12 protein-coding genes and 2 pseudogenes are annotated in these 12856 nt (G+C 66.6%); all 14 read left to right on the forward strand.

What is annotated here, in order from left to right; genetic code table 11:
• The first annotated feature begins 1 nt into the window (after position 1).
• The gene (locus ACQY5A_RS18990) at positions 2–1249 is read left to right on the forward strand and encodes an acyl-CoA dehydrogenase family protein (protein ID WP_428341882.1); all 1248 of its coding nucleotides are present in this window, start codon (positions 2–4) and stop codon (positions 1247–1249) included.
• Positions 1246–2233: pseudogene (locus ACQY5A_RS18995) on the forward strand (phosphotransferase family protein). Before ACQY5A_RS18990 ends, ACQY5A_RS18995 begins: the two are co-directional and overlap by 4 nt.
• Positions 2234–2252: 19 nt before the next feature.
• Positions 2253–3185, forward strand: coding sequence for a catalase family peroxidase (locus ACQY5A_RS19000; protein WP_428341883.1), 933 nt, complete (start codon positions 2253–2255; stop codon positions 3183–3185).
• Positions 3185–3526 (forward strand): DUF6285 domain-containing protein, encoded by a 342-nt coding sequence (locus ACQY5A_RS19005; RefSeq protein WP_428341884.1) that lies wholly within the window; start codon positions 3185–3187, stop codon positions 3524–3526. Before ACQY5A_RS19000 ends, ACQY5A_RS19005 begins: the two co-directional genes overlap by 1 nt.
• A gap of 11 nt (positions 3527–3537) precedes the next feature.
• Complete coding sequence (locus tag ACQY5A_RS19010) at positions 3538–3921, forward strand: nuclear transport factor 2 family protein (protein WP_428341885.1); 384 nt, start codon at positions 3538–3540, stop codon at positions 3919–3921.
• Between the two features lie 63 nt (positions 3922–3984).
• The gene (locus ACQY5A_RS19015; protein ID WP_428341886.1) at positions 3985–4521 is read left to right on the forward strand and encodes a YceI family protein; all 537 of its coding nucleotides are present in this window, start codon (positions 3985–3987) and stop codon (positions 4519–4521) included.
• 27 nt (positions 4522–4548) lie between these two features.
• A complete protein-coding gene (locus ACQY5A_RS19020; protein WP_428341887.1) occupies positions 4549–4947 on the forward strand; it encodes a hypothetical protein in 399 nt (132 codons plus the stop codon).
• A 283-nt stretch (positions 4948–5230) separates the two neighbouring features.
• A complete protein-coding gene (locus ACQY5A_RS19025) occupies positions 5231–5608 on the forward strand; it encodes an NADH-quinone oxidoreductase subunit A (protein WP_428341888.1) in 378 nt (125 codons plus the stop codon).
• Positions 5609–5616: 8 nt separating this feature from the next.
• Entirely contained in the window at positions 5617–6171 is a 555-nt protein-coding gene (locus ACQY5A_RS19030; RefSeq protein WP_428341889.1) for a NuoB/complex I 20 kDa subunit family protein, read from the forward strand.
• Entirely contained in the window at positions 6168–6908 is a 741-nt protein-coding gene (locus tag ACQY5A_RS19035) for an NADH-quinone oxidoreductase subunit C (RefSeq protein ID WP_428341890.1), read from the forward strand. Before ACQY5A_RS19030 ends, ACQY5A_RS19035 begins: the two co-directional genes overlap by 4 nt.
• Positions 6908–8236, forward strand: a complete 1329-nt coding sequence (nuoD, locus tag ACQY5A_RS19040) for an NADH dehydrogenase (quinone) subunit D (protein ID WP_428341891.1) — start codon at positions 6908–6910, stop codon at positions 8234–8236. Before ACQY5A_RS19035 ends, nuoD begins: the two co-directional genes overlap by 1 nt.
• Positions 8233–9033 carry an NADH-quinone oxidoreductase subunit NuoE gene (gene nuoE, locus ACQY5A_RS19045; RefSeq protein ID WP_428341892.1) on the forward strand — a complete coding sequence of 267 codons (801 nt, stop codon included), beginning with the start codon at positions 8233–8235 and terminating at the stop codon, positions 9031–9033. The genes nuoD and nuoE overlap by 4 nt, the downstream gene beginning before the upstream one ends.
• Positions 9033–10355, forward strand: coding sequence for an NADH-quinone oxidoreductase subunit NuoF (nuoF, locus tag ACQY5A_RS19050; protein WP_428341893.1), 1323 nt, complete (start codon positions 9033–9035; stop codon positions 10353–10355). Before nuoE ends, nuoF begins: the two co-directional genes overlap by 1 nt.
• Before the next feature lie 82 nt (positions 10356–10437).
• Positions 10438–12839, forward strand: a pseudogene (locus ACQY5A_RS19055) (NADH-quinone oxidoreductase subunit G).
• Positions 12840–12856 lie beyond the last annotated feature (17 nt).

A 12856-nucleotide genomic window follows, 5' to 3' on the forward strand; every position in this document is an offset into this window, starting at 1 on the left:
GGTGGATTTCACGTTGCCCGAACACCTTCCGGGGCTGCTCGCCGAGATGGACGCGTTCATCGTTAGCGAGATCGCGCCGCTGCAGGCCGAGAACATGCAGTATTTCGACCAGCGCCGGGAACACGCCCGCACCGATTGGGACAACGACGGCATCCCGACCCGGGAGTGGGAGGATCTGCTCTCCGAGATGCGCCGACGCGCCGACAAGGCCGGCTGGCTGCGCTACGGCCTGCCCGGGTCGCTGGGTGGCCGCGACGGCACCAACATCGACATGGCGGTCATTCGGGAACATCTGGCGCACAGAGGTCTTGGCCTGCACAACGACCTGCAGAACGAGTCCTCGATCGTCGGCAACTTCCCGCAGGTCATCATGATGGAGCGGTTCGGCTCCGACAAGCAGCGCGCCGCATGGTCCGAGGCGCTGATCACCGGCGAACGCTCGATGGCATTCGGCCTCACCGAGCCGCTGCACGGCTCCGACGCCACCTGGCTGGAAACCCGCGCTGTACCGGACGGTGCGGGAGAAGGGGCCTGGATCATCAACGGCGCCAAGCGATTCAACACCGGCGTCCACCGCGCCACACACGACTTGATCTTCGCCCGCACCTCCGGCGAACCCGGCCAGGCTCAGGGCATCACCGCTTTCCTGGTTCCCACCGACACACCGGGCTTCCACGTCCCTTACTACTGGTGGACGTTCAACATGCCCACCGACCACGGCGAGGTCGAGTTGACCGATGTGCGGGTGCCCGCCGACGCGGTACTCGGCGAGGTGGACCGCGGTCTGGAGGTCGCGCAGACCTTCCTGCACGAGAACCGCATCCGTCAGGCGGCCAGCAGCCTCGGCGCGGCGCAGTACTGCATCGACCGCGCCGCGGAATATGCCGGAACGCGAAAGGTTTTCGGCAAGCCGCTGTCGTCCAACCAGGCCGTGCAGTGGCCCCTGGCCGAGCTGCAGACCGAGGCCCAGATGGTCCGGTTGCTGGTGCAGTACGCGGCGTGGCACCTCGACCGCGACCATCACATGGAAGTGTCGGACAAAGTGTCGATGGCCAACTATCGCGCGAACCGGCTGGTGTGCGACGCCGCCGATCGAGCAATGCAGATCTTCGGCGGTCTGGGTTACAGCCGTCACGAGCCCTTCGAACACATCTACCGCCACCACCGGCGCTATCGGATCACCGAGGGCGCCGAAGAGATTCAGATCCGTCGGGTGGCTCAGCGGCTGTTCAAGTTCGGCCGCGAGTGACCGACGGCGAAGGGCTGGCGCCGAAACTCGTCGCCGTGCTGGAACCGGCCCTCGGCTCCGGCACCACCGTCGAGAATCTGTTCACGCTGACCGGCGGCGCCAGCAGAACCACCTGGGCGTTCGACGCCGTCACGGGCGGGCGACGTCGCTCGCTGATCCTGCGCACCGGCCCACCCGAGGAGGTGCACGCCGGCATGGAACTCGAAGCCCGCGCCCAACGCGCCGCGGCCACTGCCGGCGCACCGGTCCCCAACATTGTCATCGCCGACGATTCCGTTGCTGCCCTTGGTCATCCGTTCCTGGTGTGCGACGCGATCCGGCGGCGAGACCATCGTCCGCCGCATCCAGCGCCAGCTCGACGACGAGGGCCGGGACCGACTGCTGGGCCAGTGCGCCGACGCGCTGGCGGCGATCCACCGAGCCGACACCGACCTCCCCGGGGTAAGCCACGCGGATCAGCTGGCGGAATGGCGCGAACAACTGGATGTCATGGGCGACACCACCGCTACGTTCGAGTGGGCGTTTCGCTGGTTGGCCGAGAACCGGCCGGCGCCCTCGCCGCCGGGCCTGGTGCACGGCGACTTCCGGATGGGCAATCTGATCGTCGACGGATCTGAGTTGGCGGCCGTACTGGATTGGGAGCTGGTGCACATCGGTGAGGTCTACGAAGACCTGGCCTGGTTCTGCATTCGCGCCTGGCGCTTCGGCGCGCCGGTGGAACTCGCGGCCGGCGGGCTGGGCAGCATCGAGGCTTTTCTTCACCGCTACGAAAATGCGGGCGGCGACGCGGTCGATCGGGCCGGGTTTCACTGGTGGCTGGTGCAGGCGACGCTGCGTTGGGGTGTCATCTGTCGCTACCAGGCCGAACGCCACCTGAGCGGACAGATTCGCTCGGTGGAGTTGGCGACCATCGGTCGCCGGGTCTGCGAGACGGAATGGGACATTTTGAACTTGCTCGATAAGGCGGTCCCGCATGCCGGTTGAGAGAGCCTAGGATTTCGCTGTGGTTACTCCCGATCAGGCAATCGAGGCAATTCGCGAGACCGGCGGGGCGCAACCGGGCAGCCGGGCGCTACACGCTAAGGGGAAGCTCTACCGCGGCACCTTCACCGCCACCCCCGAAGCCGCCGCGCTCTCCCGCGCCGCGCATCTCAGCGGGGCCACAGTGCCCGCGCTGATCCGGTTTTCCAGCGGCTCAGGCAATCCGCGGCAACCCGACAACGCTCCCGGTGTGCGCGGGCTGGCGGCGAAGTTCACGCTGCCGGACGGGTCGACGACCGACGTGTCCACCCAGACCGCGAAGCTGTTCCCGGCCAGCACTCCCGACGGCTTCGTCTCGCTGCTGCGGGCCATGCGTCCCGGTCCCACCGCTCCGCTGCGGCTCATCGGCTACATCGCCACTCACCCGCGGTTCCTGTCCGCGCTGCCGGTCGTCAAAGAGGCGAACAAAGTACCGGCCAGCTACGGCACCATCGCCTATCACGGCTTGCACGCGTTCCGCTGGGTTGCCGCCGATGGCAGCGCCCGATTCGTGCGTTACCACGTGCAGCCCGCCGCCGGCGAGGAGATCCTGCCGCCGGATGTCGCGAAGGCCAAAGACCCCGACTTCTTGATCCACGAACTCGACGAACGCCTTGCGTCCCAACCGGTTCGGTTCGAGTACCACGTCCAGATCGGCGCGCACGGCGACTCGACCGTCGACCCCTCCAAGCCTTGGCACAGCGAGCAGACCGTCAACGTCGGCACCCTCGAGATCACCGGCGTCGACACGGAACGCGAGCACGGCGGCGACATCGTCGTGTTCGACCCGATGCGTGTCACCGACGGTATCGAGCCCTCCGACGACCCAGTCCTGCGGTTCCGCACGCTGGCGTACTCCGCTTCGGTGAAACTGCGGACCGGGGTCGAGCGCGGCCCCGACGCGCCGGCGACCTGATGACGCCCGCACACGGTCGCCCCACCGCGGCAGAGCTGGTCGCCGCGGTGGCCGAGTTCCTCGAGACCGATGTGCGGGAATCAACCTCGGGTCAGGTCAACTTTCACGCCCGGGTCGCGGCCAACGCCCTGCACATGGTCGAACGAGAGCTGCTGACCGACGCTGCAAGCGACGGGGTCGCCGACGCGTTGGCCCGGGTCGGATACGACGACGAAGCCGCGCTGGCCGCGGCTATCCGATCGGGCGATCTGGACGGCGCCGGCAATCAGCTGCAGCATGCATTGCGGGCGCTGGTCGGTCGCCGATTGGCCGCCGCCCACCCCGGCTACCAGGACGAATAGGGAGTTACGCGATGCCCGCTGCCGAGGCTGTCGTCGATCTGGCCGATGCGCTGTTCGCGGCCATCGAACGCGGTGACGAGCCGCGAATCGACGCACTCTTTGCCGACGACGTCGGGGTGTGGCGGGCCGGCGCGCAGCACGACGACGACAAAGTGCGTGCGATGAAAGTGTTGCGGTGGTTCATCCGGCTCACCGCGGAACGCAGCTACGAGATCCTCGACCGTCAGCTCTTTCCCGACGGCTTCGTTCAGCAGCACGTTCTGCATGCCACGGGCCACACCGGCGGATTGATCGCGCTGCGGGTCTGCATCGTCATCAAGTTCAATGGCAACGACCTGATCACCCGCATCGACGAGTACTTCGACACGGCGCAACTCGCGCCGCTGATGAGCTAGGAGTGGCGCAAATGACACGCGCCAACGACGATGCAGAGCGAAGCGATGAGGAGGAGTGGCGCAATGAGTGATATCGGCACACTGCTGAACGATCCAGACACCGCCGGCGTGTGGAGCCTGGATTCCGACCGTTCGACCGTCGGCTTCAGCATCAGAAACTTCTGGGGCCTGATCCCTGTCAAAGGGCGGTTCACCGACCTCAATGCCGACGGCCAAATCACCAGCAAGGGCGCGATCTTCGGCCGTCTCCAGGTCCACGTGGCATCGTTGCACACCGGCATCGGCAAACGCGACGAGCACCTGCGATCGGCCGACTTCTTCGACGCCGACCGCTATCCGGAGATCGGCGTGGAAGTGACCGGCATCGAGCCCACCGCCGGTGACGCCGCCGACCTGCACGCCACGTTCACCATCAAGGGGGTTACCGCGCCAGTCTCGCTGCCGGTTCAAGTCAGCACACTCGGCGACGGCGCGGTGCGAGTGACGACGAACGCCGAGATCGACCGCGACCAGTTCGACATCGGCTGGAATCGGTTGGGCATGGTCGCGAAGACGGCAACGATCGTCGCCGACGCGTACTTCGTCCGGACGCCGCAGTAACCTTCGCCGGACGCTACGATCTGGACCGTGTCTGCCACCAGCCCCTTGCGGGTCCTCGTGTACAGCGACAATCCCAACACCCGACAGGCCGTCATGCTGGCGCTGGGCAAACGAGTCCATCCGGACCTGCCCGAGCTGAGCTACGTCGAGGTCGCGACCGGACCGGTCGTGGTCCAGCAGCTGGACGCCGGCGGCATCGATCTGGCCATCCTCGACGGCGAGGCGACGCCCGAGGGCGGCATTGGCCTCGCCAAACAGCTCAAGGACGAAATCGACGATGGCCCGCCGATCGTGGTGCTGACCGGCCGCCGCGACGACGCCTGGCTGGCGACCTGGTCACGCGCCGAGGGCGCGGTGCCCCACCCGATCGACCCGATCAGGCTGAGCCGAACCGTGCTCGAGTTGCTGCGAACCCCGGTTCGGTAGCCGTCTGACCTGCCCTGGATGCGTTTACTGGCGGTCGCCGGACAGCGCCGGAACCTGCTTTCCACACCGGGCTGAGGAGTGAGCCAAATGTTTTCCCTCACTTACTCATTCGCGATCTTCGCGCAGGCGATCCGACGCCTCATGTCTCGCCGCGTTCATCGCTCGTCAATCTGTGGTTGAGGTCACATCTCACCTGCTGAGCGCGGGACGGCACGCGGTCGCTAGGCTGTGGTTGCGCTCACAGTCCAGCCCACAGACCAGAGTGAGGAAGCGTCGTCGCGGGATGAATCTCTACCTACCAATTCTCGTACTCGGGGGGATCGCCGCAGCCTTCGCGCTCGGCTCGGTCGCACTCGCCCAGATCACCGGCCCCGCCCGCTTCAACCGGGCGAAGCTGGAGGCCTATGAGTGCGGGATCGAGCCCAGCGACCAGCCGGCCAACGCACCGCACGCCGGTAGCGGACAGCGCTTCCCGGTGAAGTACTACCTGACAGCGATGCTGTTCATCGTCTTCGACATCGAGATCGTGTTCCTCTACCCCTGGGCGGTCAGCTACGACCAACTGGGGTTGTTCGCGCTGATCGAGATGGTGATCTTCATGCTGACCGTTTTCGTGGCCTACGCATACGTGTGGCGCCGCGGCGGATTGACTTGGGATTGAGGTAGATCGTGGGCATAGAGGAAAAAGTACCGAGCGGCTTCTTGCTGACCACCGTCGAGCAACTGGCGGGATACTTTCGCAAGAGCTCGCTGTGGCCGGCCACCTTCGGACTGGCTTGCTGCGCGATCGAGATGATGGCCACGGCCGGTCCGCGGTTCGACATCGCACGCTTTGGCATGGAGCGCTTTTCGGCGACGCCGCGACAGGCCGACCTGATGATCGTCGCCGGCCGGGTCAGCCAGAAGATGGCGCCGGTACTGCGCCAGATCTACGACCAGATGGCCGAGCCCAAATGGGTGCTGTCGATGGGTGTGTGCGCATCGTCGGGCGGAATGTTCAACAACTACGCGATCGTCCAGGGCGTCGACCATGTGGTGCCGGTGGACATCTACCTGCCGGGCTGTCCGCCGCGGCCGGAGATGCTGCTGTACGCAATCCTCAAGCTGCACGACAAGATTCAGGAGATGCCGCTCGGCGTCAACCGTGAGCTGGCCATCGCCGAGGCCGAGAAGGCGGCGCTGTCCGCGCGGCCGACGATCGAGCACCTCGGGCTGCTGCGATGAGTTCACCGGAACACGATTCCAAACGCGCCGCCAGCGAAGTCGGCGGAGCCCCGGTGGGCGCCGAGACCTCCGATGCCGAACTGATCGGTGTGCGCCGCGGTATGTTCGGCGTCCGCGGCAGCGGTGACACCTCCGGCTACGGGCGACTGATGCGTCAGGTCACCATCGACGAAGGAAGCCCGCGCCCCTACGGTTTTTATTTCGACGAGGTCGTCGATAGGTTGGCCGCGGCGTTGAAGGAAGCCGACGACGTCGAATTCGCCGACGCCATCGAAAAAGTGGTCGTCTATCGCAACGAGCTCACACTGCACGTGCGCCGCGAACTTCTGCCGCAGGTCGCCCGTCGGCTACGTGACGACCCGCAGCTGCGGTTCGAGCTGTGCCTGGGCGTGAACGGCGTGCACTACCCGGACGAAACCGGCCGCGAGTTGCACGCGGTGTACCCGCTGAGCTCCATCACCCATAACCGTCGGGCCCGGCTGGAAGTGGCTGCGCCAGATGATGATCCGCACATCCCCTCGTTGTTCGGGATCTACCCGACCAACGACTGGCATGAGCGCGAGACCTACGACTTCTTCGGCATCATCTTCGACGGCCACCCTTCGTTGACCCGCATCGAGATGCCCGACGACTGGGAGGGACACCCCCAGCGCAAGGACTACCCGCTCGGCGGCGTCCCAGTGGAGTACAAGGGCGCGCAGATCCCACCGCCCGACCAGCGGAGGTCCTACAACTGATGAGCGAAATTGCCAGCCCCGTCAACGGTGACGGCTCGGACACCTTGATCGCTGTCACGGGCCAAGATTGGAACAAGATCGTCGAGGCGGCCCAAGCGAGTGCCGAGCCCGGCGAACGCATCGTCGTCAACATGGGTCCCCAACACCCGTCGACCCACGGCGTGCTGCGGCTGATCCTGGAGATCGAGGGCGAGACCGTCACCGACGCCCGATGCGGAATCGGCTACCTGCACACCGGAATCGAGAAGAACCTCGAATACCGGTACTGGACGCAGGGCGTCACGTTCGTAACCCGAATGGATTACCTGTCACCGTTTTTCAACGAGACGGCTTTCTGTCTGGGTGTGGAGAAGTTGCTCGGCATCACCGACGAGATCCCGGAACGGGTCAACGTCATCCGGGTGATGATGATGGAACTCAACCGAATCTCCTCGCACCTGGTCGCTTTGGCGACCGGCGGCATGGAGTTGGGCGCGATGACGCCGATGTTCACCGGCTTCAAGGGCCGCGAGATCATCCTCACGCTGTTCGAGTCGATCACCGGTCTCCGGATGAACAGTGCCTACATCCGCCCCGGCGGTGTCTCGCAGGACCTGCCACCCGACGCCGAAACCGAAATCGCGACCGCCCTCAAGGAAATCAAGGGCGTGCTGCATGAGATGGGCAACCTGCTCAACGAGAGCGCGATTTGGAAGGCCCGCACCAAGGACGTCGGCTACCTCGACTTGACCGGCTGCATGGCCCTCGGCGTGACCGGGCCATGCCTGCGGTCTACCGGGTTGCCCCATGACCTGCGCAAAACGGAGCCCTACTGCGGATACGAGAACTACGAATTCGACGTCATCACCGACGACGGCTGTGATTCCTACGGCCGCTACATCATTCGCGTGAAAGAGATGTCGGAGTCGGTGAAGATCGTCGAGCAGTGCCTGGACAAACTGCGGCCCGGCCCGACGATGATCGAGGATCGCAAGATCGCCTGGCCGGCCGACCTGAAGGTCGGTCCGGACGGACTGGGCAACTCGCCGGAACACATCGAGAAGATCATGAGCGGCTCCATGGAGGCTCTGATCCATCACTTCAAGCTCGTCACCGAAGGAATCCGCGTGCCGGCCGGCCAGGTCTACGTCGCCGTCGAATCGCCCCGCGGTGAGCTGGGAGTGCACATGGTCAGCGACGGCGGCACCCGGCCGTACCGGGTGCACTACCGCGACCCCTCGTTCACGAACCTTCAGGCAGTCGCCGCGATGTGCGAGGGCGGCATGGTCGCCGACGTGATCACCGCGGTAGCCAGTATCGACCCGGTGATGGGCGGGGTGGACCGATGACCGCAGAACTCCAATCCAGCGCAAGCAACAGTGAGTCCGGCGCCAACAACGGCGAGCGGGTGTTTCTCCGACTCGGCCCCCCGCCGGAGGAGCCCGGACAGTTCGTCACCGACGGCGCCCCGCAGTCGTACCCGGCCGATGTGCACGCGCAGCTCGAGCTCGACGCCAAGGAGGTCATCGGCCGCTACCCCAGCCCGCGCTCAGCGTTGCTGCCGCTGCTGCACCTCGTGCAGGCACAAGACGGCTACATCACCCCAGCCGGCGTCGAGTTCTGCAGCGCACAGCTCGGGCTGACCGGTGCCGAAGTTGCCGCTGTCGCAAGCTTTTACAGCATGTACCGGCGCGGACCCACCGGCGACTACCTGGTTGGGGTGTGCACCAACACCCTGTGCGCGGTGATGGGCGGCGACGCGATTTTCGACTCGCTCAAAGACCACCTCGGGGTCGGCGACGGTGCGACGACCGACGACGGATCGGTCACCTTGGAGCACATCGAGTGCAACGCCGCCTGCGACTACGCACCAGTGGTGATGGTCAACTGGGAGTTCTACGACAACCAGACCGTCGAATCGGCGCGCACGCTCGTCGACGGGCTGCGCTCCGGAAACCCGCCGGCCCCCACCCGCGGCAACTTGTGCAAGTTCAAAGAGGCCGAGCTGATCCTGGCTGGTTTCCCCGACTCGCGGCCGGACGAAGGTCAGGGCGGGGCCGGTGCGGCGACACTCGCCGGCCTGCACGTGGCCAAAGAAAACAACATGACCGCCCCGACGCCGGAAAGCTCAGGAGAAGGCAAGTAATGGCGTCGCAAACACCGTTGGCTCCGGTGCTGAGCCGGTTCTGGGACGACCCGGAATCGTGGACGCTGGAGACCTATCGCCGCAACGACGGATACAAGGCACTGGAGAAAGCCTTGAAGACCGACCCGGACGCGGTGATCTCGGCCGTCAAGGACTCGGGGCTGCGTGGCCGCGGCGGCGCGGGCTTCTCGACGGGCACCAAGTGGTCGTTCATCCCGCAGGGCGACAGCGGCGCCGCCGCCAAGCCGCACTACCTAGTGGTCAACGCCGACGAGTCCGAACCTGGTACGTGCAAAGACATTCCGTTGATGCTGGCCACCCCGCACGTCCTGGTCGAAGGCGTGATCATCGCGTCATACGCGATCCGGGCCAGCCACGCGTTCATCTACGTGCGTGGCGAGGTCCTGCCGGTGCTGCGGCGCTTGCAGAACGCGGTCGCCGAGGCCTACGCCAACGGCTACCTGGGCCGCGACATCGCCGGGTCCGGGTATGACCTGGAGTTGGTGGTGCACGCCGGCGCCGGCGCGTACATCTGCGGCGAGGAGACCGCGCTGCTGGACTCGTTGGAAGGCCGGCGCGGGCAACCGCGACTGCGGCCGCCGTTCCCGGCCGTCGCCGGTCTGTACGGCTGCCCGACGGTGATCAACAATGTCGAGACCATCGCCAGCGTCCCGTCCATCGTGCTCTATGGCGTGGACTGGTTCCGCTCGATGGGCAGCGAGAAATCGCCTGGCTACACGCTGTATTCGCTGTCGGGCCACGTGACCAAGCCGGGCCAGTACGAGGCCCCGCTGGGCATTACACTGCGCGAACTGCTCGACTACGCCGGCGGCGTGCGGGCCGGACACCAGCTGAAGTTCTGGACGCCGGGCGGATCATCGACACCGTTGCTCACCGACGAACACCTCGACGTGCCACTGGATTACGAAGGCGTCGGATCGGCCGGGTCGATGCTGGGCACCAAGGCGCTGGAGATCTTCGACGAAACCACGTGTGTGGTGCGCGCGGTGGGCCGCTGGATCGACTTCTACAAGCACGAGTCGTGCGGCAAATGCACGCCGTGTCGCGAGGGCACGTTCTGGCTGAGCCAGATCTACCACCGCCTGGAATCCGGTCACGGCACCACCGAAGACCTGGACAAGCTGCTGGACATCTCTGATGCAATCCTCGGAAAGTCGTTCTGCGCGTTGGGCGATGGCGCAGCGAGCCCGGTCGCGTCGTCGATCAAGTTCTTCCGCGACGAGTACGTCGCGCACATCGAGGGCAACGGCTGTCCGTTCGACCCCAAGCTGTCCATGCTCGCCACGAATGGAGCCTCATGACCCGCGCCAACGACGCCGCAGTGGGGGTACCTCCAGCCGCGGAGCGGCGAGGGGGACCACGCGATGAGAAGGAGTGGCGCCGATGACTCAGGTGGCCGACGAAACCGGAGAAAAGGTCGCCGAGCCCGAGCTGGTGAACCTGACCATCGACGGCACCGAAGTCAGCGTTCCCAAGGGGACTTTGGTGATTCGGGCCGCCGAATTGATCGGCGTGCAGATCCCCCGGTTCTGCGACCACCCGCTGCTCGACCCGGTTGGCGCCTGCCGCCAGTGCCTCGTCGAGATCGAGGGTCAGCGCAAACCGATGGCGTCGTGCACGATTCCCGTTGCCGACGACATGGTGGTCCGCACGCAGTACAGCTCCGAGGCGGCCGATAAGGCGCAGCACGGGGTGATGGAGCTGCTGCTGATCAACCACCCGCTGGACTGCCCGATGTGCGACAAGGGCGGTGAGTGCCCGCTGCAGAACCAGGCCATGTCAAACGGCCGTCCGGACTCCCGGTTCGAAGACGTCAAGCGCACATTCACCAAGCCGATCAACATCTCCTCGCAGGTGCTGCTGGATCGCGAGCGCTGCATCCTGTGCGCGCGGTGCACCCGGTTCTCCGAGCAGATCGCCGGCGACCCGTTCATCGAGATGCTGGAGCGAGGTGCGCTGCAGCAGGTCGGCATCTACGCCAACGAGCCGTTCGAGTCGTACTTCTCCGGCAACGCCGTGCAGATCTGCCCGGTCGGGGCGCTGACCGGAGCCTCCTACCGCTTCCGGGCCCGGCCTTTCGACCTGGTGTCCAGCCCGAGCGTCTGCGAGCACTGCGCGTCGGGATGCTCGCAGCGCACCGACCACCGCCGCGGCAAGGTGTTGCGCCGGTTGGCCGGCGACGAGCCCGAGGTCAACGAAGAGTGGAACTGCGACAAGGGCCGCTGGGCGTTCAACTACACCACCCAGGGTGACCGGATCACCACTCCCCTCATCCGCGGAACCGACGGCGAGCTGGAGCCCGCGTCGTGGCCGCACGCGGTGGCCGCGGCGATCGAGGGACTGACCACCGCGGCGGGCGGCGCCGGCGTGCTGCCGGGTGGCCGGCTGACCGTCGAAGACGCCTACGCCTACTCCAAGTTCGCCCGGATTGTGCTGGGCACCAATGACATCGACTTCCGGGCCCGGCCGCACTCCAGCGAGGAGACGCAGTTCCTGGCGGCCCGAGTCGCGGGGCGGGGTCTATCAACCAGCTACTCCGATCTGGAGTCAGCGCCGGTGGTCCTGCTGGCCGGCTTCGAACCCGAGGAAGAGTCGCCGATCGTCTATCTGCGGCTGCGCAAGGCCGCACGCAAGCACGGGCTGCCAGTCCACGCCGTTGCGCCGTTCGCCAGCAACGGTTTACAGAAGATGGACGGCACCCTGATCGAGACCGTCCCCGGCGGCGAGGCCGCCGCGCTGGACGGACTGGCCGGCGGTGAACTCGCCGGGCTGCTCGCTAAACCAGGCGCCGTCATCCTGGTCGGCGAACGGCTGTCCGGCTCGCCCGGCGCCTTATCTGCCGCGGCCCGACTCGCCGACAGCACTGGTGCGCAACTCGCGTGGGTGCCGCGTCGCGCCGGCGAGCGCGGGGCGATCGAGGCCGGCGCGCTACCGGGGCTGCTGCCCGGTGGCCGGCCGCTGAGCGACGAGACCGCACGCGCGCAGGTGGCCCAGGGCTGGAATGTCGCGGACCTGCCCGCCGCCGAAGGCCGCGACGCTGACGCCATCCTGGCCGCGGCCGTCGATGGCAGCCTGGGCGCACTGCTGGTCGGCGGTATCGACGCAGGCGACTTCGCCGACCCCGACGCGGTGCTGGCCGCCCTGGACGCGGCGGGCTTCGTGGTGAGCCTGGAGTTGCGGCACAGCGCGGTGACCGAGCGCGCCGACGTGGTCTTTCCGATCGCGCCGGCGGCGGAGAAGGCCGGAACCTATGTGAACTGGGAGGGTCGTCAACGCAGCTTTTCCGGGGCGCTGCCCCCCAGCGCCACACCGGACTGCCGGGTGCTCGACACCCTGGCCGACGAGCTGGGCATCGACCTCGGATTCCCCACCGTGGCAGCCGGGCTGGCTGAACTCAACGGGTTGGGCACCTGGGACGGCACCCCGGTGGCGGCACCGAGTGTCGCCACGGCCGCAGCAGCCGAACCCGATGCCGGTGAGGCCGTCTTGGCGGGCTGGCGGATGCTGCTCGACGACGGGCAACTGCAGGACGGCGAGGCGCATCTGGCCGGTACGCACGCACACCCGTAGTGCGGCTGTCGGCCGAGACGGCGAACGCGATCGGTGCCGCCGACGGCGACGACGTCAGCGTCAGCACCGCACGCGGCGCGATCACGCTGCCGTTGACGATCACCGAGATGCCCGCCCACGTGGCGTGGCTGCCGCTGAATTCGCCGGGCTCGGCGGTACACCGGCAACTGGGTGTCAGGCCCGGCGCGGTCGTCAAGATTGGAGCGGCCAAGTGACCCATGCCTGCGACCCG

It is taken from the genome of Mycobacterium sp., from assembly GCF_965277065.1.
Lineage (GTDB): Bacteria > Actinomycetota > Actinomycetes > Mycobacteriales > Mycobacteriaceae > Mycobacterium.